At 37.7% G+C, this 24,705-nt stretch carries 22 protein-coding genes and 2 tRNA genes; 7 read left to right on the top strand and 17 right to left on the bottom strand.

Annotation, left to right across the window (positions count from 1 at the left end; translation table 11 throughout):
• Positions 1-3 precede the first annotated feature (3 nt).
• The 4 genes from ACFS6I_RS19875 (at position 4) to ACFS6I_RS19890 (ending at position 3,583) form a co-directional block, all read left to right on the top strand.
• Positions 4-831 carry a glucosaminidase domain-containing protein gene (locus ACFS6I_RS19875; protein ID WP_132844985.1) on the top strand — a complete coding sequence of 276 codons (828 nt, stop codon included), beginning with the start codon at positions 4-6 and terminating at the stop codon, positions 829-831.
• A 58-nt stretch (positions 832-889) separates the two neighbouring features.
• Entirely contained in the window at positions 890-1,648 is a 759-nt protein-coding gene (locus tag ACFS6I_RS19880; protein WP_380923231.1) for a hypothetical protein, read from the top strand.
• Positions 1,649-1,679: 31 nt separating this feature from the next.
• On the top strand, positions 1,680-2,708 hold the full coding sequence (locus ACFS6I_RS19885) for a DUF3078 domain-containing protein (protein WP_380923233.1): 1,029 nt from the start codon (positions 1,680-1,682) through the stop codon (positions 2,706-2,708).
• An 80-nt stretch (positions 2,709-2,788) separates the two neighbouring features.
• A complete protein-coding gene (locus ACFS6I_RS19890) occupies positions 2,789-3,583 on the top strand; it encodes an N-acetylmuramoyl-L-alanine amidase (protein ID WP_380923235.1) in 795 nt (264 codons plus the stop codon).
• 1 nt (position 3,584) lies between these two features.
• On the opposite strand, the gene ACFS6I_RS19895 is transcribed toward ACFS6I_RS19890, so the two are convergent.
• The 6 genes from ACFS6I_RS19895 to ACFS6I_RS19920 all read right to left on the bottom strand — a co-directional run bounded on the left by ACFS6I_RS19895 (position 3,585) and on the right by ACFS6I_RS19920 (position 9,628).
• Entirely contained in the window at positions 3,585-5,285 is a 1,701-nt protein-coding gene (locus ACFS6I_RS19895; RefSeq protein ID WP_380923237.1) for a sodium:solute symporter, read from the bottom strand.
• A gap of 105 nt (positions 5,286-5,390) precedes the next feature.
• Positions 5,391-5,591, bottom strand: a complete 201-nt coding sequence (locus ACFS6I_RS19900) for a hypothetical protein (protein ID WP_021189267.1) — start codon at positions 5,589-5,591, stop codon at positions 5,391-5,393.
• Between the two features lie 13 nt (positions 5,592-5,604).
• Complete coding sequence (locus ACFS6I_RS19905) at positions 5,605-8,058, bottom strand: PIG-L family deacetylase (RefSeq protein WP_380923239.1); 2,454 nt, start codon at positions 8,056-8,058, stop codon at positions 5,605-5,607.
• 289 nt (positions 8,059-8,347) lie between these two features.
• The gene (locus ACFS6I_RS19910) at positions 8,348-8,602 is read right to left on the bottom strand and encodes a DUF6952 family protein (RefSeq protein WP_021189266.1); all 255 of its coding nucleotides are present in this window, start codon (positions 8,600-8,602) and stop codon (positions 8,348-8,350) included.
• Positions 8,583-8,897, bottom strand: a complete 315-nt coding sequence (locus ACFS6I_RS19915; RefSeq protein WP_021189265.1) for a thioredoxin family protein — start codon at positions 8,895-8,897, stop codon at positions 8,583-8,585. Before ACFS6I_RS19915 ends, ACFS6I_RS19910 begins: the two co-directional genes overlap by 20 nt.
• Before the next feature lie 98 nt (positions 8,898-8,995).
• The gene (locus ACFS6I_RS19920) at positions 8,996-9,628 is read right to left on the bottom strand and encodes a peroxiredoxin (protein WP_021189264.1); all 633 of its coding nucleotides are present in this window, start codon (positions 9,626-9,628) and stop codon (positions 8,996-8,998) included.
• A 240-nt stretch (positions 9,629-9,868) separates the two neighbouring features.
• Here ACFS6I_RS19920 and ACFS6I_RS19925 point away from each other — a divergent pair.
• Together ACFS6I_RS19925 and ACFS6I_RS19930 are read left to right on the top strand one after the other, a co-directional pair.
• Positions 9,869-9,949 (top strand) — tRNA-Tyr (locus tag ACFS6I_RS19925).
• 92 nt (positions 9,950-10,041) lie between these two features.
• A tRNA-Arg gene (locus tag ACFS6I_RS19930) sits at positions 10,042-10,113 on the top strand.
• 91 nt (positions 10,114-10,204) lie between these two features.
• Here ACFS6I_RS19930 and ACFS6I_RS19935 read toward each other — a convergent pair.
• Complete coding sequence (locus tag ACFS6I_RS19935) at positions 10,205-11,383, bottom strand: MFS transporter (protein ID WP_132844994.1); 1,179 nt, start codon at positions 11,381-11,383, stop codon at positions 10,205-10,207.
• Positions 11,384-11,637: 254 nt separating this feature from the next.
• Between ACFS6I_RS19935 and ACFS6I_RS19940 the strand changes: the two genes are divergently transcribed.
• Positions 11,638-14,814, top strand: a complete 3,177-nt coding sequence (locus ACFS6I_RS19940) for a S41 family peptidase (RefSeq protein ID WP_380923243.1) — start codon at positions 11,638-11,640, stop codon at positions 14,812-14,814.
• Between the two features lie 132 nt (positions 14,815-14,946).
• Here ACFS6I_RS19940 and ACFS6I_RS19945 read toward each other — a convergent pair whose 3' ends face one another.
• From ACFS6I_RS19945 to ACFS6I_RS19990, 10 genes are all read right to left on the bottom strand, one after another.
• Positions 14,947-15,540, bottom strand: a complete 594-nt coding sequence (locus tag ACFS6I_RS19945) for a LutC/YkgG family protein (protein WP_132771771.1) — start codon at positions 15,538-15,540, stop codon at positions 14,947-14,949.
• Positions 15,537-16,922: a lactate utilization protein B gene (locus tag ACFS6I_RS19950; protein ID WP_132771772.1), complete on the bottom strand. Its 1,386-nt coding sequence runs from the start codon at positions 16,920-16,922 to the stop codon at positions 15,537-15,539. The genes ACFS6I_RS19945 and ACFS6I_RS19950 overlap by 4 nt, the downstream gene beginning before the upstream one ends.
• Positions 16,923-16,934: 12 nt before the next feature.
• Positions 16,935-17,678, bottom strand: a complete 744-nt coding sequence (locus ACFS6I_RS19955; protein ID WP_132771773.1) for a (Fe-S)-binding protein — start codon at positions 17,676-17,678, stop codon at positions 16,935-16,937.
• Positions 17,679-17,906: 228 nt separating this feature from the next.
• The gene (locus ACFS6I_RS19960) at positions 17,907-18,287 is read right to left on the bottom strand and encodes a hypothetical protein (protein ID WP_380923246.1); all 381 of its coding nucleotides are present in this window, start codon (positions 18,285-18,287) and stop codon (positions 17,907-17,909) included.
• Between the two features lie 500 nt (positions 18,288-18,787).
• A complete protein-coding gene (gene bioA, locus ACFS6I_RS19965) occupies positions 18,788-20,056 on the bottom strand; it encodes an adenosylmethionine--8-amino-7-oxononanoate transaminase (RefSeq protein ID WP_380923248.1) in 1,269 nt (422 codons plus the stop codon).
• On the bottom strand, positions 20,041-21,033 hold the full coding sequence (gene bioB / locus ACFS6I_RS19970; protein WP_380923250.1) for a biotin synthase BioB: 993 nt from the start codon (positions 21,031-21,033) through the stop codon (positions 20,041-20,043). The genes bioA and bioB overlap by 16 nt, the downstream gene beginning before the upstream one ends.
• A 16-nt stretch (positions 21,034-21,049) precedes the next feature.
• Positions 21,050-21,700: a dethiobiotin synthase gene (gene bioD / locus ACFS6I_RS19975; RefSeq protein ID WP_380923252.1), complete on the bottom strand. Its 651-nt coding sequence runs from the start codon at positions 21,698-21,700 to the stop codon at positions 21,050-21,052.
• 27 nt (positions 21,701-21,727) lie between these two features.
• The gene (locus tag ACFS6I_RS19980; RefSeq protein WP_380923254.1) at positions 21,728-22,834 is read right to left on the bottom strand and encodes an aminotransferase class I/II-fold pyridoxal phosphate-dependent enzyme; all 1,107 of its coding nucleotides are present in this window, start codon (positions 22,832-22,834) and stop codon (positions 21,728-21,730) included.
• 9 nt (positions 22,835-22,843) lie between these two features.
• Positions 22,844-23,452, bottom strand: coding sequence for a hypothetical protein (locus ACFS6I_RS19985; protein ID WP_380923256.1), 609 nt, complete (start codon positions 23,450-23,452; stop codon positions 22,844-22,846).
• 152 nt (positions 23,453-23,604) lie between these two features.
• Complete coding sequence (locus tag ACFS6I_RS19990) at positions 23,605-24,699, bottom strand: hypothetical protein (protein WP_380923258.1); 1,095 nt, start codon at positions 24,697-24,699, stop codon at positions 23,605-23,607.
• Between the last annotated feature and the right edge of the window lie 6 nt (positions 24,700-24,705).

The raw sequence follows: 24,705 nt of genomic DNA on the forward strand, positions 1-24,705 counted from the left end.
CCAATGAAAAAAATTGCTTTTATCCTACTTGCCCTTACTGTTTTTTTTAGTTCATGCTCATCCAAAAAAAACACCGTCTATAAAAGCAAAAATCATCAAGGCTCTACCTCTTCCAATCGTCCTAGTAAGTTAAGACCAGCTGTTTCAGGAAATGCTTATGTTGAGAAATATAAAGATATTGCTATTTCAGAAATGAATAAGTACGGTATTCCTGCGAGTATCAAATTGGCACAAGCATTATTAGAATCTGGGAATGGCAATAGCTACCTCGCTACCGAAGCCAATAATCACTTTGGAATCAAATGTGGAGGTGTCTGGAAGGGAAAATCCATTAATCGCCCAGATGATAATATCAATGACTGCTTTCGTGTTTATGAAAGCCCGGAACAGTCTTTTAGAGATCATTCTGAATTTTTGTTGCGTAAACGTTATTCCGATTTATTCTTGCTCAATAAGAACGATTATAAAGGCTGGGCCAAAGGTTTGAAAGCCGCAGGCTATGCCACCAACCCGCGATATCCAGATTTATTGATCGATATGATTGAACGGTATGAACTCTACCAATATGACCGTGTGGAAACTCGTGTTGAGAAGGAGAAAAGAGAAGTTGTTGTTGAGCGGGAGATTGTACACAATGCAGTCGAAGCTCCTGTGGTACAAACAGAGCAAATCAAGAGTCCTGTAGCAATGCGTATTCATGAAGTACAAGGGAAAGACACATTATATTCGTTGAGTAAACAATACGGTATCACTGTTGATCAAATAAAAGAGTTAAATGGCTTGACTGACACAAACTTAGCCATCGGGCAGCTATTAGTAATTTCAAAGTAAATCATCAAAAGATGTTAAATATTTCTATTTTGATAAGCTAAAACGTAGTTTTACGAGAGTGAAGACTCTGCAAAATATCGTAATACTCATTCTTTTGCTTGCACTAGCACCTGATGCTTTTGCACAAAAGCGTATAGAGGGTATTGTTTCCGATTTTAATACCAAACAACGTATATCAAAAGTAACAATCCGCAACACAAGGACCAATGAAGAAGTCTTTAACAATAGCAAAGGAGAATTTTCTATTATGGCCGACAAAGGAGATGCATTGATCGCGACTTCTCGAGAATACTATCCTGATACCGTCATTGTAAATACCTCTCCTGTTATACTGTTCCATTTGAAGCGTGAATCGATTTATATTGATGAAGTTTCTGTAGTTGCAAAGAAAGATCCGGATGAGATTTTAAAAAAGGCAAGAAATGATTATGAGAAAGCCTTTCGGCTTTCTGATCCAGGAGATCTGTTTTCCGTTGGGCAAAATGGTGCAGGGCTCAGTATCAACTCCATCTATAGTCTGTTTAGCAGAGAAGCTAAAAATGCAAAACGATTAAAGAAATTGATTGAGAGTGATTATAAAGATAATGTTATCGAGTATAAGTTTTCAGAACAACTGGTGAGTCGTACAACAGGTTTAGAAGGAGAAGAGCTTAATAAATTTAGACGGATCTTTAAACCAAGTTACTTTTTCATCATTAGTTGTACACAGTATGAACTGACAAATTATATTAAAGAGTGTTTTGAAAAGTATCAAAAAAATCCTTCTCGATATTTTATTGAGCCATTACCAACAATAAATCCTATTTTAGTACCTTAAATTAAGAAAAGAAAAAAAAGCGTTGCTTGATATGAAGTTACAATCCTTATTTGCCTTATTAATTATTGGCTTATCGTGTAGTACGGTTAGCGCTCAGGTTAATTTGAAAGACCTTAGAGTAAAGCCAGATTCAGTTATTTCGGAGAATAAACAAGAAAATATCTCCTTAAAAAATATTCGTCCAATAGTACCAAAATTAGAATTACAAGTTGATTATTGGAAGCATTGGACAAGATTTGGGATTACTGCAAATCAAGCTTATTTTAATGAAGATTGGCAAGGTGGTGGAGTAAACTCCCTTGCGGTGGGATTTAATTTCTATCATAAATCTGATTATACACGTGATAATTTCAATTTCGTTTCAGAGTTGGATTTAAAATATGGAAAGGTAAGAAATAGAGATCAAATGGCTAAAAAGAATAATGACCGCATATTTTGGGATAATAAAATATCTTATAAACTATCTAAGAACTGGTCGTTATATACATCTCTTACTTTTGAGTCTCAATTTGACGTGGGCTATACATACGCGTTTATAGACGGACGGGATACAATTACAGGAACCGTTTCCGCTTTTATGGCACCGGGTTATTTTACGGAATCACTGGGTTTTGAGTATAAACCAAGCAATGAATTTTCATTACGTTTAGGTACAGGTACTGCACGTCAGACATTGATTTTAGATGATCGTATCAAGCCCTTGACAGTTGAAGAATATAAGCAGAAATATCCAGATCGTGAACCAATTGATAAAGATCAAGAACGCTATGGCATTGAGGCAGGTAAGATGTTTAAAAATGATTTAGCTTTCCAAATCACAGCTAATTTAGATAAAAATATAGCCAAAAATTTAAATTTAAAAAGCAGATATAACTTGTTTGCTAATTATAATAAATTGTCTGATCCAGCTCATCGTTTGGATGTTACATTAACAGCTAAAGTAACATCATTGGTTAATGTCACTTTAAATGGAATTGTTGTATATGATTCTGAGGTAGTTTCAAAAGTACAGGCGAGTGAAAGTTTAGCATTAGGTATTACCTATAGTTTACCTCGATAATGTTTGAAAAAAAAAATCTTTGGATTCCGTTTATACTTTGTTTTGCTCTATCCATTATTGGATGTAAGAGTAAGTCAGGCATGTCTAAAAGGGGATCTATAGAGCAAATTGTACCTGTAAAGATAGATACGATCATCCAAAAGGTGATCGTACACGATACCGTTCCCAAATTAAGCCAGGGAGAGCACAAAGTATGGACATTGGGAAAGGCCGGCATACATGCTAATATACGTCAGGAAACGGCCATACACTATGATGTGCGCAAACCAAACTACGTTATTATCCATCATACAGCACAGAATAGTCTGGATCAAACCATCAGAACATTTCAGGTAGAGCACACAAAGGTAAGTTCACATTATGTGATTAGCCGTAATGGTGTAATCGTTCAGATGCTCAATGATTATGTAAGAGGTTGGCATGCGGGACTCTCCAAGTGGGGAACGATTACAGATATGAATTCGATCTCTATTGGAATAGAACTGGATAATAATGGAAAGGAAGCATTTCCAGATGCCCAGATTGAAGCGTTAATGGTTGTCTTGGATACATTAAAAGCTAATTATGGTATTCCCGCAGCAAATTTCATTGGTCATGCTGATATTGCTCCAGCTCGTAAAAATGATCCAAGTGTATTTTTTCCTTGGAAAAAATTGGCAGATCGCGGTTTTGGTATATGGTATAATCCTGCAGAATTGGTAACAGCTCCAGAAACCTTCAACCCAATTGATGCCTTGAGAATCATTGGTTACGATACACGCAATTTGAAAGCGGCAATTATTGCATTTAAAAGGAAGTTTGTTGTCAACGATGTGAGTCCAGAACTCACGATTTATGATAAAAGTATTCTTTATAATCTATATCAAAATTATTAAGCTATTCGATTGAATGGCTTTTTTTTGGTATCAAGTTTTCTAATAAGTAAGCGATGAACATGACCGAGATACAGCCAATGACATTGAGCCATAAAAAGGCTATGACATCCATTTTCCAGATCGTAAAAATAATCACTTCAGTTATTATTGCAGCATAAAACACGGCTTTCCCTCCTATCCTCTTCATATAGAAGGCGACAATAAAAATGCCCAAAATAGTACCATAAAATAATGAACCTAGAATATTAACCGCCTCTAGGAGATTGCCCAGTCTACTCGCATATAAGGCAACAGCGATAGAAAATACACCCCAGAAAAGCGTGAATATACGTGACCAGAATAGATCCTGTTTATCGCTAGAATTTTGGTTTATAAATCGCTTGTAAATATCAACGGTGCTTGTAGAAGCCAAAGAATTGATCGCACTTGCTGTAGATCCCATAGATGCAAGAAAGATAACAGCGATAAGCAGACCTATTAAGCCCTTAGGGAAAGTATTATTTACAAAAGATAGAAAGATGTAATTATTGTCATTTGTTTCGGCAGCGGGATTATTCTTCTTTATTAATACGACAACTTCTGTACGGATACCGTTTAGTTTTTCATTTGAATTCTTGAGTGTAAGCCTTGCTTCGTCTATTGTAGATTGATCCTCATCATCAATGGCTTTAGTTAAGCGATTAATTGTTTCCTTCTTTTCATTACTAATAAAAGCCTGTTGCTTTTCCAGAGCCGTATAAGTGCTGTTATATTCACTTTGTTTTAGCTTATCTACTTCAACCTGGTTGAAAAAGATTGGCGGTGTGTGATATTGATAATAAACAAAAACAAGAACGCCTATGAGCAGAATACAAAATTGCATAGGTATTTTGAGTAAGCCATTCATAAGTAGACCAAGTCTACTTTCTTTAATAGATGAACCCGTTAGATAACGGCCAACCTGACTTTGATCCGTACCAAAATAGGATAGCTGTAGGAAGAAACCACCAATAATACCTGTCCAAACAGTATACTGGTTATTAAGGTCAAATGTAAAGTCGATCGCATTTGTTTTTCCAGATTTACCTGCAATATGAAGCGCTTTATATAAACCAATGTCTGTAGGTAAGAGTTTGACAACAAGTATTCCGGCAACAAGCAACACTCCAAATATGATGCTCATCTGGAGCATTTGCGTGTGTGAAACTGCTTTAGTACCACCATATGTCGTATAGATCACCACGATACTGCCGATTAAAAGCGTGGTGAGAGGAAGGTTAATATGTAAAATGCTGGCTATAATAAGTGCCGGAGCAAAAATACTGATGCCTGTTGATATACCGCGCTGGATCAAAAACAAGAAAGCGGTTAATCCACGGGTCCGAATATCAAACCGTTTCTCTAGAAATTCGTAAGCTGTAAAAACGCGAAGTTTATGAAAGATTGGTACAAAGGTGATACAGAGTACAATCATGGCCAAAGGAAGACCGAAATAAAACTGGACGAAGCTCATTCCTGAACTGTAAGCCAGGCCTGGCGCAGAAAGAAAGGTGATGGCACTCGCTTGAGTGGCCATCACCGAAAGTCCGACATGGTACCAAGGTAAGGATTGATTACCAAGTAAATACCCATCAATATTTTTAATTCCTCTACTTTTGTACATGCCATACAGCACAATAATCAAAAGAGTCAGAATAAGAACTATCCAATCAATCGTACTCATGAAAAATAGCTCGTGAATAGATAAAGGAATAGTATGACCACAAGCAGGCTACACGCTACTAAAATATAAAAGCGCTTCCATTTTTGTGTTAAGGGATTATTTCCCCTATCTGTCATGCGGTGTTTGAGCGTAAAGGAAGCTATTGAAGAAAGCTGCGATAATTAAACCAACAACAGCTCCACCTATGATACTTAAAAAAGTCTCGTTTGCAGTGAATGAAATTAAAGCTCCAAATATCACACCGATTAATACGATTAATCCTTTTGGATTAGGTGCGCATGCGTTGTTTTCAACTTGATTTTCCATTGAATTGTATGTTTTATTTTGATTTTGATAACAAATTTACAAATAATCTGTAAGCTCCAGGAACTCCTGCAGGCAATTGTCTGAAAAATGACAATGATGTATAGACAAATCTACCACTTCCATAGTTAGTAATCAATAGCGATCCATTGTGAAGGGGTTCATTTTTATCCTGCAGCTGTATAGGTGTCTGATAACGACTGTCGATATCTTCCGCAAAATACAGACCCCGTTCTTGTACCCAATTGTCGAAATCAGATTTGATGATTTTATTTGGATAGTTAAAAATTGGATTTTGTTCATCAAATTTTACTACAGCAAGTTCTTCCGTCACCCTGCTGTTGCCTAAACGGAATGGATATGGACCAAATTGATTAGAGAGCAAATTGTTGTTTACATTATACTGTTCCAAAACTGTACCGCCATTTTTAACATATTCATTTAGTTTAGCACTAATCTGATTCATCGATTTTAAGACGTTAAAAGCCCTTATTCCTACTATGACGGCATCATATTGTGCGAGATTTTGATGCAGAGCCTGTGTTTCATTCAGAAGATCTACAGAAATACCAATTGCTCTTAAAGACTCAGGAATTAAATCTCCAGCTCCAACCAGATATCCAACTTTTTTGATAGGAACTTGAAGTTGCAGATTGCTGACTTTTACTGTAAGATCAGGAAACCACGTGATGGCTGGTATATGGTCATAATGTATATCACGGTTTATTTTGACTTTTTCATTTGAACCATAACGGAAGGAAAGTGTATCTAGGCGTGTATCTTTGGTTTGTGCCTGAACGGTAAATTCCTGACTTATTTGTTGCTGGTTTTCTGAATATTCGAGCTTAACCAGATTTGGAGTTACGATCCAATTTTTGTTGACAACAGGAGAAACATTTTCTGTTCTATTTTTTGTACTGCCTTCATTTACAAATGTTACCCTTACCTTTTGTGGGGTGTTATTTTGACTTAGTACGATCGTCTGGTCCGTAGATGCGGTTATGGCTGGTGAAATCACGATAGGATTGTAGATTTCCCCCCGAACAGGATCTGTAAATTTATATTGGATGGGTTTTTTATAGTTAAGCGCCTTTCCATTGATGAGCAATTCATAGTTAACAACTGGATAGTCTGGATTTTCAGGGGCTCCAGTTTTATTAAAGTCTGCGAATTGGAATCGACCTATAAGATTTGGAGCATCCAACCAGTATGGTTGTGTACTAAACCGCGCAGGGTAAGAACTAGTAAAACTTGTTAGGGTATTATTTTCGAGATTTTGATTGATGTTTTTTCCATTGATCTTAGCAACCTGTATCGCTGGAACATCAGCTCTTACAATCAGTTGATTTGTAACCTTTATCGTGTCTTCAATAGCATAATGTGGCTTTGCTGCGATGCTTTCTATTCTTACTCCAGCACAGGCAAGGATTAAATCATTGATTTCATTTGTTTTTATTTCTTTCCAGTATGGATCCTCTATCGCTTTGACCAGTGTCAGAGCTTCTAATAGGTCAGGAATTGATTTTTCCGGGTGGTCGAGCTGAAAGGAAGCATTAATTTGTTTTATTTTCATACTTATAGCAGCGGTATGAGGGATTCTCGACCAGGTATCGTCAATATTTTCGAAAAGATCTTTATTCGTTGCTTCTCCTGCTATGTATTCAAAATATTCTGTAGACTTTCCAACCTGAGCAGCACTTCCAAATCCCTGACTTTTATGCGATGACCTACTTTCGGCAGCGACTTCTCCATAGGATTTGCCTATCAAGGGATTGTATTGGCCTATTTCAATCTGTATTTGATCATCACTAATCGTATTTTGATTGCCGAAATTGTACGTATTCCATAGCAAACGAGTTGCTTTCCATGGCTTGACCTGTTTCAACTGTTCTGGAAACCGTGTTGGGTCTCCAGCGGCAACAAATGCTTCTTTTGCTAATATTGCAGAAGCTTGGTGATGACCATGTCCCCCTCTGGCATCAGGAGGAAATCGGGTGATAATGACATCAGGTCGGAATTTTCGAATGATCCACACCGCTTCTCGTAGTACTTGTTCTTTATCCCAAAAATTAAAGGTCTCTTCCGAAGTTTTGGAAAATCCAAAATCAAAAGCAGAAGTAAAAAACTGCTCTCCTTGATCGATTCTTCTTGCTGCTAAAAGTTCCTGTGTTCTAATCAGGCCAAGTTCTATTCCCTGTTCCGTACCGATTAAGTTTTGTCCCCCGTCTCCCCTTGTTAGGGACAGATATCCCGTTTTATAATGTTTTTCCTGAGCTAACCATGCTATTAATTTAGTGTTCTCGTCATCCGGATGTGCTGCAAAATATAGAACAGACCCTAGAACATTTAATTTTTCTAATTTTGATTTTATGTCAGCACTGTTCCAGCTATTTGTTGCCTTTTGAGCTTGAGCCTGTGGCAGAAAGGTTAAACAAATGAATATGTTGGTAAATAGGATTGATTTTAACATAGATTAAAGGTAATTAATATTGTGGTTAAATAAAAAACGGAAATTCTGTAGGGAGAATTTCCGTTTCTAACAATTAAAATATTATCTTAAAATCTACCCTTTTATAGTTTGTTCATCAGGATAGCAAATTCTTTAAGTGGTAACCTTTATTACCGCTAAAGATAGTACAATCTTTATTGGACTTTAGCATTAAATGAGAACAAGTTTTCCACAAAAAGCGGATTATACACATTCATATAAAAAATGAAGTTCTTGTTGCAGTAATTGCTATTGCTAAAGGCTAAAAGATTTATTTATCAATTGAACCTAAAACACGTTTCATAAACATGTTCATAGCGTCCTTTTTACTATTTCCTTCTTTAATTAGTTTATCAACCTCGACAGCACCATAAAGATTTGAAATCAATTCACCGATTACATCAAGCTCTTCATCTTTTAAAGGAGCTTCTACCAAGGATTCTAATGTCTCGATGGTCTCTAATACATAGTCAACATCGTTCTGTTCGATAAACTCGGTGATATGTTTAATTACTGGAAGCTTCATTGAATAAGTCGATTAAGGCGTCAAATTTATTTGTTTGTACTTGATTTACCAATTTTCCATTCTTGAAAGCCGCAAAAGTAGGCAAGTTATTGACATTTGCTAGTTTTCTAGATTCCGGAAATTTTTCAGCATCAGCGATTACGAAAGTTACATTTTCATTTTCAGTCGCCAATTTTTTGAATTTCGGTTTCATAATTTTGCAGTTACCACACCAAGTAGCTGCGTATTGAACCATTACAATATCATTACTGTTTACAATTTCTTGTAAATTATCGTTTTCTAATTCCTGTACCATGATTTTTTCGTTTATTTATTGAGAAAGATGAATAAACAAAGGGGGCAAGGGATTACCCCCTTTGTAAAAAGACCTATGTAGTCTTTTCAGTATTGTTTTTAGTTACCAGCTAAATAGCTAGCTACACCGTCACGAGTTGCGTGCATTGCTTCTTTTCCTTCTTCCCAGTTAGCAGGACATACTTCACCAAAATTCTGAACGTGAGCATAAGCATCGATTAAACGTAAATATTCTTTTACGTTACGACCTAATGGCATATCGTTTACAGATTCGTGGAATACGCGACCTGTTTCATCAATCAAATAAGTAGCTCTGTAAGAAACTGCAGAACCTTCAACTAAAGTACCGTACTCAGGGTGCTCTACTTCTTTAATGTCTAAAATACCTAATACAGAAGATAGGTTACGTGTAGTATCTGCTAAAATTGGGTAAGTTACGCCTTCGATACCACCGTTATCTTTTGCTGTATTTAACCAAGCGAAGTGAACTTCGTTTGTATCACAAGATGCACCGATAACGATTGTATTACGTTTTTCAAATTCTGGTAAAGCTTCTTGGAAAGCATGTAATTCTGTTGGGCAAACAAAAGTGAAATCTTTTGGGTACCAAAACAATACTACTTTTTTACCTTCTTGAACTGCTTTTTCGAAAACGTTAATTTGTAAATTATCGCCTAAATAATCGATTGCATCTACTGTGATGCTTGGAAAACTTTTACCTGTGAAACTCATAATAATATCTTTCTTTTTTTGTTGATACAAAGATACCTCAAATAAGATTAAAAAAGTATTGATTTTTTCAATGAGCTATCGTTAAAATCTATTTTTACATTAAGGGTACAATAAGTTTTCTCGATAGGTTAATTTTAAATAAATTTTGCATTTATCAGACAAAATTCTACCTTTGTAGCGTTCCACAAGGAAATTGAGATACAATAAATCTTAATTCTTTAGAAGTCAACAAATTATACTGGGGGGGTTCCAGAGCGGTCAAATGGGACGGACTGTAAATCCGTTACTTCGGTTTCGAAGGTTCGAATCCTTCTCCCCCCACAGTATTTTTTCTCTCCTCTTTTTTCAGTAATATTTTAATAAATAAGTTTGGGATTAAGCAATATATTTGAAATATTTGCATACGCTTTGTCGGCCCTGTAGTTCAACGGATAGAATAGATGTTTCCTAAACATTAGATAGCAGTTCGATTCTGCTTGGGGCTACAACAAAAAATGCGAGACTGTTAAATGGTCTCGCATTTTCTTTTTTTATCACATCTGCCATATGGTTAATGAATAATCTTTCTTTTACCTGCTACCCCTCCCTGAAAACCTTCAGTTTACTTACCATAATAAACATGAGGACACCGAAGAAAGCAAATACACCGTAAGAATACCGTAAACTTGTCAGCTCTGCAATATAGCCGATTAAAGGAGGTCCCATTAAGAAGCCCAGAAAGCTAATGCTAGATACCATCGCCAAGGCTACTCCTGGAGTAACCTTTTTGTTCTGACCAGCAACGCTATATACTGTCGGGACATTGCACGCAACACCGATACCCACCATCATAAATGCCAATGTGCTAATATAAAAAAGAGGGAAGATAACAGAGGTCATCATGCCGACAAACATCAATATACCGCTAATTTGTAAGGTTCTTTTTCTACCGAGCCTACTAATGACCGCATCCCCAATAAATCTTCCCAGCGCCATCATGACCATGAAGGAAGCATAACCAACAATAATAAATTGTTCTGGAGCGTGAACTATTTCCTTAAAATAAACACCGCTCCAGTCAAACATTGCACCTTCGGTGGCCATGCTAAAAAAGCCGATGATACCCAATTGTACTAAACTGCTTTCCGGTTTGGAAAAAAATGAAGTTTTTTTTGCCTCTGTAGCGACACCAGGAATCAAGTAGCGGTAGTTGATGGTCGTATTAATCACAATGAGAACAAAAATAATGATAAAATGAGGAATGGTGTCTACGGCTATATTCATAGTGAGTAAACCGATGAGGGCACCGGTAAATCCGGCAATGCTCCAGGCGCCATGAAAAGATGACATGATTGATTTTTTAAAAATCTTTTCTGCCGCAACCCCCTGTGTATTGACAGCTATGTTGCACATGTTTCCAATTACCCCAAAGAAAAATAAGATTGCTCCTAACTCCCATGCGTTTTGTGCAAAACCTATTAAACATAAAATAAGGGCATAAATAATCGCGACTATTCGTAGTACTCTAGCACTGCCGTAAGTGGTAACCAGTTTCCCGGATAACGCCATGGTGACCAGTTGACCGACAGGAAGCATCAATAAAATTGTGCCTAATTGACCTTCTGTAAGATTCAGACGTTCTTTGATAATCGGAATACGGCTTGCCCAAGAAGCAAATGCCAGGCCCTGGCAAAAATAAAATAAGGATACAGCGATCCGAATGCGATTACGGTTTTGGTAAAGCTCTTCTTCAGAGTAGGTTAAGGATGCGTTCATTGTTGTAATGATGTGTGAGCAAAGGTACATGTAAGAAATTAATAATGACAGTGATGATGTTTCATCTTTTGGTATTTATAAAAAAAATATTAAAATTAATGGGTGCACATGGGTAAAGAACACGTGATATTGAAAACTGTTTTTAATGCTGGGGTAGGTTTTTTTAATAACGATTGATTATTTCATTGTTTTCTAACGAGTAGCTGATTAACTTTGGCATACAGGTATTTAATCGATTAGCCTCCTTGAAAAGTATGATTAGAAAATTGTTATTGGGCACTTGTCTTGCCTTAGGTGGAACCATGTATGCTTTTGCGCAGCAACAACCCACATTTTTATCCCATCCGACTTTAAGTCCTGATGGAAAAGTCCTTGTTTTTAGTTTTGAAGGTGATCTGTGGAAAGTTGAAAGTGAAGGTGGGGTTGCAGTGAGATTAACAGGTATGGAGGGCAATGAAATCAATCCACGGATATCGCCTGACGGCAAACAGCTTGCATTCTCAGCAAATCAGAATGGAAATATGGATGTATATATCATGCCTTTAGCTGGTGGTGATATCCGTCAAATTACACATCACGATGGTGCTGATGAAATGGATAGTTGGAGCTGGGACAGTAAAACCTTATATTTTACATCAACCCGCTACAATCGGATGAGTAGTTATCAAGTTGATGCCACAGGGGGGACCGCAAAGCGACTATTTCCACATTATTTCAATTATATAAGTCAAGTTGTAGAAACACCAACAGGAGAACTATTATTCAATGATAGTTGGGAAGGATATAGTTCTGCTAACCGTAAGCGATATAAAGGAGCATTCAATCCGGATATAAAATCTTATAATCCTAAAACAAAAACATTTAAGCAATATACCGATTACAATGGTAAAGATTTCTGGCCTACTGTTGATCAAAATGGTGTGATCTATTTCGTGTCTGATCAAGGAAATGCCGAATATAACCTGTATCAGATGAGCGGTGATAAACCCGTGGCTTTGACTTCATTTAAGGAATCTATCAAGAGACCTGCTGTAGCTGCCAACGGAAAAAAGATCGTTTTTGAAAAAGGATATCAATTGTTTTTATACGACGTTGCATCAAAGAAGGTTACACAGCCAACTATCGCATTGAGCAGAAATCAGTTATTAGGCAAGAGCAAGGAATTTAATGTAAATGGTAACATCAGCTATTTTGATGTAGCACTTGACGGTAAAAAGATGGCATTTGTATCGAGAGGCGAGCTCTTCGTTTCCGATAGCGAAGGTAAATTTATCCGTCAGATGCCTAGTCAGGGACAGCGCATTATGGAGGTGAAATGGTTAAAGGATAACAAAACATTACTCTACAGTCAGACCTATCAAGGTTACCTGAACTGGTACACCCTTAGCGCAGACGGATTGGGCGAACCAAAGCAGTTGACACAAGATCTTCGCAATAATAGAGAGTTAACTTTCAACGCTGATAAATCACATGCTGTTTATTTAAGTGGGCGAGATGAAGTACGTCTTTTAGATTTGACAACTTTAAATAGTAAAACTGTTGTTAAGGATGAACTGTGGGCATTTCAAAATTCTTCTCCCTCTTTTTCTCCAGACGGGAAATATATTCTTTTTACTGCTATTCGAAATTTTGAGCAAGATATTTTTGTTCATCATATCGGTTCAGGTCAAACAACAAATCTGACCAATACTGGTGTCACTGAAGCCTCCCCATCGTGGTCTCCAGATGGAAAATATATTTATTTTGCCAGTAACCGCACAAAGCCGTCCTTTCCTACCGGCATGCAGAACTCCAGTATTTTTAGAATGGCATTGGAAAATTTTGACGAACCTTATCGCATTAGCAAATTTAATGAACTCTTTAGTCAGCCTGCAAAGAAAGACACTATTGCGGACATAAAAAAAGAAGATAAAGCGAAGACTAAGGATAAGAAAGAAGATAAAGCGACAAATGTTTCCACAGATAAAAAAGTGCTGGTTACAATCGATCTTAAAGGGTTGCGTGACCGCATCGAGCAAGTAAGTCCTGCTTTTGGAACGCAATCAGATCCCATTGCTATCCAAAAAGGAGAAAAAAACTATGTTTTCTTTTCATCCAATCACGAAGGAAAGTACGGATTATACAGAACGATCTATGAACCTTTCGAAGCAGTTAAAACAGAAAAGGTTGTTGACAATGGAATCAACCAGTTTATCGAATCTGGAGGTAAGTATTTTATCCTTAATAGAGGGGTCATTCAAAAATATAACCTTGACCAAAATAAACTCGATGCGGTAACAATCAATTTTAGATTTAACCGTGATCTGGAAAATGAGTTCAAGCAGATGTTCTATGAGACTTGGGCTGGGCTAGAAGAAAACTATTACGATAGTACTTTTCACGGTATCGATTGGACGGCAATGAAGAAGAAGTATGAACCTTATCTTTCTGGTATTAATGACCGTAGTGATTTACGGATATTATTAAATGATATGTTAGGAGAGCTAAACTCTTCACATTTGGGCTTTAGTTCAATGGGAGCAGAAGAGCGCAAACCATTTGGGGACGTAACTAATGAAATTGGTGTTTTATTCAATCAGGATAATCCTTATCAAATAGCACAGATTATAGACAACAGTCCAGCTTCCCGTAAAGGAGTAGATCTGAAAGAAGGCGATGAGATCATGGCTGTTAATGGAAATAAAGTAAATCCTAAAGAAGATCGGGATCAGTATTTTACATGGCCGTCTCTTGCAGAGGAAATACAGTTGACTATACTACGTGGCGGTAAAGAAATTTCAGTTTTTATTCGGCCCTTAACCAGTACCGCTTTTAAGGACCTGATTTATGACGAATGGATGAAAGGCAATCGAGGGAAAGTTGATCAATGGAGTAATGGCAAAATTGCATATTCACATATGAAAAATATGGGAGGGCCGGAGTTGCAACGCTTTTTGATCGATATGGCCGAGCAAGAGAATAATAAAGATGGTATTATTTTGGACCTGCGATACAATACGGGGGGTAATGTGCACGATGAAGTGTTACGTTTTCTATCACAAAGACCTTATTTGAAGTGGCAGTATCGTGGCGGTCAGCGGGCTCCGCAAAGTAATTTTGCACCAGCATCGAAACCTATTGTACTTTTGATAAATGAACAATCTCTGAGCGATGCAGAAATGACCGCAGCAGGATTTAAGGAATTGAAATTAGGTAAGATTATTGGAAATGAAACCTATCGTTGGATTATCTTTACATCAGCAAAAGGTTTAGTAGACGGATCTAGTTATCGCGTGCCAGCTTGGGGATGTTATACTTTAGCTGGTCAAGATTTAGAGTTATCAGGTGTAGCACCGGATATTGTGGTTAAAAATACAATCGCAGATCGTACGAATGATAAAGACCCGCAACTGGAACGAGCAGTGCAAGAAATATTGAAAGACTTGAAATAAGAATTTTTTAATAATAAAGCAGATTCATCTCTGAATCTGCTTTATTATTTTTGAACAGTACCTTAATTTTTATTCAATTATTCTTTAATGATAAACATTAGAAATCAAGATTAGAGTAGGATAAAATAATGACTATTTCGTTTCTTTTATAAAGAAAACAGTCAAACTTCGTGCTCCCTGTGCGCCGCGTACCAGGTAAGCTCCAATATCTGCGGTAGCTGAAGGGCCCATAACAAAACAACCATAAGTAGAGGCTTGAAAATCAATATCGCTGTAAGCTGTATGCATATTTTCTGTAATCGCATCTGGATCAAGTAATATAGCAAGATGCTGTGATAGAAATCCCAGAGAGTTTACCTTCAGTGAATTTTCAGTAAGCCATATCATCCCCATTTCTGCCACTCCAAATTCTGCTCTTATAATTCCTAAATCTACGTCGTCTAGATCGCGAGGATGTGCAATAGCATTAAGCGATTTGGTCCCCTCCCATTCTGGGGCTGCGGAACAACTAACCCGTGTATCAGGAAGGTTTTTGAGCATGATTTCTTGCGCTTCTGCAATACTTTCTACGTCATAGCTTTCTCCTCCGGCAAGCCCAAGGTTTACTTTAAATTGATCTTTCAGATTAGTTCCCTGTTTTTCAAAAGATGGCAACTCAGGATAAGCAACCTTTTGAGCAGGAAGATTTTGACGGATAGCCGCTAATATTTCGTCTAGTGAACTCATTTTTTCAATCTATTTTTAATATACCAATCGCGGAAAGTCTCTTTTTTAATTTCCGGCAATTCGCGGTGTTTACCCCAAGCATTTAATTTGGTGTTATATAATAACCAATTTGGTGTAAGCTTCATACCATAGTATGCCGCCTTCTCTGCCAATCGGAATAATTTGGGATTAGCAAATACTTTTTCTACCGCTCCAAACGCATAGTGAAGTGCTTTGGAAGATTCATTGATATTGACCATGCGCTGTCTCCATAGCCCAATTTGCTCAGCAATATTAATCCGAACTGGACAAACCTCAGAGCAAGAACCGCAAAGTGATGAGTGGAAAGGAAGCTCACTGAATTTTGATTCATCAAAAGTCGGATCGATAATGATACCGATCGGCCCCGAATAAGTGGCTCCATATGCTAATCCCCCACTTCTACGGTATACCGGACAGGTATTCATACATGCTCCACAACGAATACATTTCAAGGATCTCCAGAAATCTTCCATTCCTAAACGACGGCTTCTTCCATTGTCCGTTAGTACAATATGCATTTCGGTTCCTGTTTCTCTAGGTCCCATAAAATGAGAAGTGTAGCGAGTGGCTGGAGTGCCTAGAGCACTGCGTGACAGTAAACGGATAAATAGGGCAAGATCTCTCGTTTTGGGAAGAATTTTTTCAATTCCAATACTGGCAATGTGTAACGGTGGTATACTTGCTGTAAGGTCGGCATTACCTTCGTTTGTACAGACTACAAAAGCACCTGTTTCTGCGATAGCAAAATTTGCTCCCGTTAAACCTGCATGCGCTTCCAAAAATTTAGGACGAGCATTGTTTCGCATAGCTTCTGTTAACTGTGTAGGATCATCCTCATCTGGATTCGTACCGATTGTTCTTGCAAAAAGTTCAGCCACATCTGCCGTCGTTTTATGAATAGCGGGCATGACAATATGGCTTGGCATTTCCCCAGAAAGTTGTTGTATCCTTTCGCCAAGATCTGTTTCGATCATTTCGATACCTCTAGCCTCAAGAAAAGCGCCCATTTCACATTCCTCCTGGAGCATCGATTTACTTTTGACTACTTTGGTGGCATTGTGACTTTTTAATATGTCGTATACGGTTTGATTATGTTCTATATCGTCTTTCGCAAAATGTACAATTACACCACGTTTGGTCGCTTCGGTCACAAACTGTTCTACATATTGGTCCAGATGGGTTAGTGTATGCTCTTTTATTTGTGAAGCAAGATCACGCATCTGCTCCCATTCAGGAATTCCAGATGCGGCAAGATCCCGTTTCATGCGGGCATTCCATAAGTTTTTATCGTGTGTAGGCTGGTGGATGTCATCCATGTAGATGAAATCTGCCGCATTTTGGTCAACTCTAACTTTACTCATTTTGATTTTCTTTTAAAAAGGACCATTATTTAAAACTTGAGCAATGTGTACAAATTTTAAAGGTGCTTTTCCGCGTTTAGCAATCCCTTCCTGATGCATCAAGCAAGACATATCCGGTGAGACGATACAATCTACTTCGTGATTCAGGTAATCAGCAACTTTATCCTGCCCCATTTTGACACTGACAGCTTCATCAGTAACACAAAATGTGCCCCCAAATCCACAGCACTCATCCGGGCGGGTAATCTGTTTAATGGTCACCCCCTCTACCATCGTTAATAGCTGCTCCGTTTTATTGAAGTAGGGTTCTTGCCACTCAGAGCGAGATTGTATATGTAAACCCCGTATAGCGCTGCAACTATTATGAATGGCCACTTTATGTTTGTAAGAAGCCCAAGGGAACTCTTTAACCTTTAATATATCTGTTAGAAACTCAACAAGCTCGTAAGTTGTTTTACGTACATGCTTTACTTTTTCGGTTTGTGGAATAGCATCGAAGTGCATGCGTACGTGTTTTACACAGCTTCCTGCCGGACCAACGATGTAATCAAAACCTTCAAAATTATCGCAGAAAAGCTGCTCTGATGAAGCCGCATTTTTTTGATCACCTTCATTACCCATCGGCTGGCCGCAACAGGTTTGATTTAATGGCACTACTACTTCCACTCCGAGGCGCTCCAACAGTTCTAGTGTTGCAATTCCTACTTCGGGATAGATCGCATCGATATAACAAGGAATAAATAATCCTACACGCATATTGTTGATTTAAATTGATGGGCTAAGTTTACAAATAAAATTCGAATTTACTGTTCTTAACTATCATGGAGTAGCAATAAAATTACTTAATTGCTTGAATTTTTATAAAACACTATTGGCAACAATTGAAAAAGGTATCTGTATTTTTTGCCAATGCACAAATATTTTTTAGAAACGATGAAAAACTTAAAAGAGCTTTTTTACTTGTTTGCTAAAAAAAATAGGAATCTATTTTTTCTGTGCGAGCAATGCTTTAAGAACCGCGATCGTTTCATTTTTTGCTTCGATCGTTTCTTTGAGCGCTAGAATAGTTTCTTGCTGTCCAGAGTTGTCAGGAATTGTCGCTGAGGTTAATTGCGAGGTTTCGTTAGCCGATAAATATAGCTGATTACTTGCTCCGATCAGGTAGTCTGTATTGATATGATTGTATGATATTTTCATATCATGAATATGCTGAATACTCACTTTTTTTCGTTCGGTTTTTAAATCATTGATTCCAACTTTCGATTCATTGATTAATTTACCTAGTTCTACGTATGTTTTTAATTCGCCTTTTTTCTTTAGATCCTCAAACAAGAGAAAGAAACGTTCGTTGTATGTAATCGACATGCTGTTTGGGTTGTTTGTGCTTTTGTTAGGGGATAGATGATATACTCATACTATCGCCTTTTTATATGCGTGCAAACATACATTTTTAAGTTTATAATAGTATGAAATATTATAACTTATTTTTTGAAAATTAGACCTCATCAATGAGTTCGCTGACAAAAGCAGCGGTTATTCATACCATAGTTAGCAGTGCATCGCATGGAATTATTTCTTGTGCAGACTAAGAGTGAATTGATACGATCTGTGTATTATCGGTATATGATCAAAATAGATAGAGCTATTTGAAGGGCCTTATATGCCATATTCGTAAGATTTACTTGACGATACTATTCCAATATTAATTGGCTTTTACTAGAGACAGAAGGACAAATTGGGTTATATTTCTATTAGAAGGTGAAAATTCTCACCTTCTTATTTATCAAAATTTGGACATATTGGGAAATAAGTGACCCAAAAGTAAAAAAGATTGTAATTCGTTCTTTTCGCTTTTAATATCCGATTTATAAAGATAAAGCATCGGTAATGACTTCATAAATATAATCAAGATCCGCGTCGCTAATGCAGTAAGGAGGAACAAGGTAAATAATATTGCCTAATGGTCTTATTAATATACCTCGCTGTAAGAAATAGGGATATACAATTTCATTTATATTACTAAAATAAGATGTTTCTTCACGCTGTTTTAATTCGATTGCCATTATTGTTCCCGTTTGTCTAACATGCTTAATCTTAGGCTCATTTTTGATCTTAGTAAGAAAGATGCTGTGTTTCCTTGTGATGTTTGTAATACGGGCTAAAGTTTCTTTATTTAATAATAACTCCATGCTTGCCAGTGCCGCTGTACAAGCTAAAGGGCTTGCGGTAAAAGAATGACCGTGAAATAATGCCCGTTGTTTTTCATCCGAATAGAAAGCTTCATAGATCGTATTGGAGCAAGTTGTAATACCCAATGGCATAGTTCCACCTGTTAAACCTTTGGAAAAACACATGATATCTGGTGATTCAGACAGATAATCTGCTGCAAACAATTTTCCTGTGCGGCCAAAACCGACAAAAATTTCATCTTGAATCATTAAGATTCCCTTAGAACGACAATAGTTCATTAATGTACTCAAGTGTTCTGGTTTATGCATCAACATTCCTGCTGCCCCCTGTACCAGCGGTTCGTAGATGAAACAAGCGACCTCTGTCGCGTGTTTATCAATTTCCTGACATAGGAATTCAATATTTTTATTTGTGGGAACGTCTATAAAAATAACATCAAAAAGCAGATGTCCGAATGGCTCTGTCCATACCCCTCTGGCACTCACTGACATCGCTCCAAAAGTATCACCATGGTAAGCATTGCGGAAGGCTAGAATTTTTGATTTCTTTTGACCTTTGTTTGCATGGTACTGTATGCACATCTTTAAGGCAACCTCGACAGCAGTAGATCCATTATCGGTATAGAATACTTTTTGTTGATTATTAGGAAGTAGTTTTAGTAAGTTTTCAGCTAATTGAATAGCTGGTTCATGTGTAAATCCTGCAAATATAACCTGCTCCAGCGTATTTAACTGTTTAGAAACACGGGCTGCAATATAGGGGTGGGCATGCCCATGTAAAGTTACCCACCAGGACGATACAGCATCGATATATCGGTTACCTAGATCATCATATAGATATGTCCCTTCGCCCCGAATGATAGGGATGATGTCCGATGCACCCTTCATTTGCGTGTAAGGATGCCAGTTAACGTTCTTGTCCCGTTCTTTTAATGTGCTGTGCATGCTTCGTCCTTCATGTGTTTGACCATCGGTTTTAATCCCAGTGTCTGGAACATTTTCATGTCCTCAGATACTCCTGGATTTGGAGTGACCAGTAATGTCTCTCGTTCACCTGTAAAAATGGAATTGGCACCCGCCATAAAACACCAGGCTTGTTCTGTTTCATTCATCTCTATACGGCCGGCACTTAACCTAACCATTGATTTTGGCATCACTATACGGGCTGTAGCGATCATTCTGACCATATCCCAGATATCAACTTTGGCATTGTTTTCCAATGGGGTTCCCTTAACACGTGCGAGTGCATTGACCGGTACAGATTCAGGATGCTTGGGCATAGTCGCCAATGTTAAAAGCATCGCTATCCGGTCAATGTGTGACTCACCTAGACCTATGATACCCCCTGAACAAACGGTTATTCCAGCCTTACGCACATGGTTGATGGTATTGATGCGGTTATCAAACGTGCGGGTAGAGATGATCCCATCATAATACTGTTCAGAGGTATCTAGGTTATGATTATAGGCATGTAGGCCTGCCTCCTGAAGCCGAATAGCCTGCTGTTCCGTTAGCATTCCCAATGTACAGCAGACCTCAAGACCTAGATCATTTACGCCTTTTACCATATCTATAATACGGTCAAAATCACGATTGTCACGAACTTCTCTCCAAGCGGCCGCCATACAAAATCGGGTAGAACCATTATTTTTTGCCTTTTGAGCATGCTCGATCACGGTTTGTGTGGGTAAGAGGGCCTGTACTTTTATATCGGTGTGATAGCGTGCGGCCTGGCCACAGTATGAACAATCTTCTGGACATCCGCCTGTCTTTACAGATAGTAAGGTGCACACCTGTACTTCAGCGGCATTATGATATTCGCGGTGAACCGAAGCGGCGTGATAAATGAGCTCCATAAGAGGTTGGTCATAGATCTGTTGAATTTCTTGCTTGGTCCAGTTATTTCGGATTGTAGTTTTCATCTGTTATTAAATTGCTTTAAGAGTTAAATGGATCGGTTATTTTTCGTACAGCTTCTGCCGTTACTGTTTCTAGCTGCGGGATATGAATAATTTGCGTATGTTCAGGTATTTGGAGGGAGATCACCCTTTCGCTATCGGTATCGATACCACCGTTAAATATCAAGTATTTTAAATCTATATTTCTCTGCTTTATGGCATTTATTGATAGTAAACTATGATTAATGCACCCTAAATAATCTTTGATAACCAGCGCGACTGGAATTGTTAAGGCTTGTATTAAATCAATGATATAACAGGTGTCACTGAGTGGGACAAATAAGCCACCAGCACCTTCTATAACAAGATTATTTGTCGTCTCGGGAATTTTAAAATCTTCGAGCGATATCGATGTGTTTTCTAATAAAGCGGACTTGTGTGGAGATGCAGCTAGTTGTAACTTATATCGTTCGGGATGGATACGGACATCACCTTGAAGGAGATCATATATGCGCATGCTGTCTGTGGCATGTAAATCTCCAGATTGGACAGGTTTCCAATAATCCGCTTTTAGATATTGAGTTAATATAGCGGAACAGACGGTTTTGCCAATTTCTGTTCCAATTCCCGTTACAAAAATCTGTTCTTTCATATTGTTTTTTATTTTAATTCTATTTGGTTTGGGACTCAAAACGAGTATTTTGATATGTTTCTTTCTCTATAAGTCAAGACTCGATTTTATGCTTTGTGTTAGCAAGAGAATATCGTTTTTCTGATTAAATGTGTGTAGGCAAATACGTAAACGTTCTGTTCCTAATTTTACTGTTGGTGAAAAAACAGCATAGGTTTGTAATCCTTTTTCAGACAGGGAGTTCTTTAAGTTCAACAACTGTTTGTTGTCAGGAACTATAAGCGATTGTATCGGACTATCTGTGCCTGATATTGTGGGTACCTGCTGTGTTCGGAATAGGCGAATGTTGTGCCTTAAATTTGAAGCTAAGGCAGGATGATTGTCAAGAAATTCATATCCCATACGAATCTGTCTCCAGATAAGATCTGGAAGGGCTGTACTGTATATAAAGGGAGAGCCAAAATTGATGAGGTAAGTTTTGATAAGTTTACTGCAGAGTAGTGCTGCCCCATGTGATCCCATAGCCTTACCATAAGTGATCAAAGTTGCAAATACGCTGTTTTGTAAACCCAATTGATGGACAAGGCCATAGCCAAATACACCAAATGCATGTGCTTCATCGACGATGAGAGATGCTCCATATTTATCGGTCAATTTGGCGATTTCTGTTAAAGGGGCAAAATCTCCTTCCATGGAATATAGGCTTTCAACAGCCACAAAGCAAAGTCCCCTGGCTCTTTTTAACTTGGCTTCTAGATCTTCAAGATTATTATGTCTAAATTTCCATTTTATAGCTTTAGACATAACACAGCCGTCGTGCACAGAACGGTGTATATACTCATCTACAATAATGGTGTCTTGCCGCTGCGGTAGACAAGAGAATAAAGTGAGGTTGGCCGCATATCCCGATGCGAATAGTAAAGCTGATTCGGTACGATGCTTTTGTTCAAGAATAGATTCTGTTTCATGCACCTCTGCCGATTGACCACTGATGAGTCTTGAACCAGTGCTACCTGCAAGTATTGTGGGGTCTGACTGTATGGTTTCTAGCATCTTCTTATGGAAAACTTTATTCCTGGCCATGCCCAAATAGTCATTGCTCAGGAAATCGGTCTCACTGGCATTTATGCTGAGCTTTCGAAGTGATGCGGACTCTTTTCTTTGCAATAGCAGTTTATCCCATGTACTGTACATCGTCGGACATTAGTTTAATTGACTTGCTATTGCGCTGATCCATTCTGTATGTAAGGCTCGCTCTATAGCCTGTACATTGTTGGCATACTGCTCCCATTGTGGAGAAAACTGCGCCAGTTGATCAATCATTTCCTCCAGATGCCCTTCCTCTTCAAGAATTATAGATTTGACCATAACCTTGCTTTTCATTGTATCAAGCGTATGCTGGTATATGGGATATAGCTCGTCGGCACGGACCTCAATGGCGTAAGTAACAAATAGGTAAGCGGCATGCTTAAGAGCTGCGCCGCTTAGATTAAAAGTTTCTTTGAGGTAGCGACAAGATTTAATATCTAATTGATGCAGGTATTGTTTTGTGTATACTGGAGCGATTAAATATTTATCCTCATAGGTCGAGCAGATGGCTGTTCCAAGTTTACCGATTTGTTTTTTCAGGTAATAAGCATGCCTATGCTCCTCTGCCGCATGTTTGAGCTGTATGATACTAACTTCTGTAGGGTGTTCACATTGCGATATTTTTCTTGCGCCAGCGTTTTCCATAAAAGAAAGTGTATTCAACCATCTGGCATGCAGTTCATCTTGCTGCACAATATACCGGAGCACATTTTGAATATCCATAGTTTTAAATTTTGAAACAAAGGTATTGTCCCGCATGAAATTCATGATGTACCAGTTTTTAGATTTCGCCTAGTCCGGTAGCGTTTTCGCAGTAAGTTTTTACATTTCTAGATTGTATTTTTCTTTCTTTTTAATGTACTGTAGACTGTAAACTATTCTATAATAACATTAATACCGGCCATTTTAGCTTTATATTTGATCTTTTCAATAAGGCCGTAATAGCTCCAGTTGCGGAGTAAGAATTCATCCTCCTTGGCGATCTCCTCTTTGTTGGATTGATTGACTAGAAGAAGTGTTCCTGCCTGAGATTTGATACAGATATCAATGAGTCTTCTGCTATAGAGATGTAGTCTACTATCAACATAATTCTTTTCTTTCTGATTATAATGATCTAGACTTTTGAGTTTTCTTTTACGGCCATTGCCACCTCTATTATAAGATATGGCTTTTTGTAGTCTATGTCTTGCCGCTTGAATAGCAATACGACGGTATAAAAACTCTTCTTTTGTCCCGATTTGGTAGCAATCTTTATCTATACTCACTGAAATAGGATGTTCAATAGATAGCGATGCTTCTGCAATAAGATGCTCCTGCAGAACATGGTCTTTTTGAGGCATTTCTAATGATAATAGAAGAAATATTTTACCTTTTATAACCTTTATAGCGCTAGAACAAGCCTTAATCTGCCCGACCAGTACCCTTTGTAACAGTATGCGTTTATCAGACCTATCTTTACCAAGATAAGTTCGAAAAGGAAGTTTAAATAAAGAAATTTTAAAATCTCGCCCTTGTTCATCATTACTTAATTTCATAGATTTTGAAGAAAAAGGAATAGGAATATCTTTTTTGTAAGTTCTTAACGAGCGCTCTCCCTTCCAGTAAGCTTTACGATCCGATTGAAAATTTTTGTATAATGTTGTATTGAGCGTAGATAAGATATCGGTCGGTATTTCGCCTTTAAAATAAGCTGAAAGAAGCCGATAGGTAGTATTCATTCTTGATGTATTCAATATTCCTTCTTCATCGGTATTGCGGTCTGCTAATTTTACTTTCACTTCAGTAGTTAGATAAATGAGATCTTTTAAGCTATCCTGCAGAAATTGATGGGAGAGTACAATATTGGATGCTCTAAATATTATGTTTTGCCAATCATATAGCCTATCGTAATATGTGGCTCTTTTCTTTTTATCATCACAATCGATATAAATCTGTATTTTCCGAGTTAAAATAGTTGTGTTCTTTTCCATAACAAA

Origin of the sequence: Sphingobacterium anhuiense (assembly GCF_042686355.1) — a bacterium.
In the GTDB taxonomy this organism is placed as follows: domain Bacteria; phylum Bacteroidota; class Bacteroidia; order Sphingobacteriales; family Sphingobacteriaceae; genus Sphingobacterium; species Sphingobacterium anhuiense.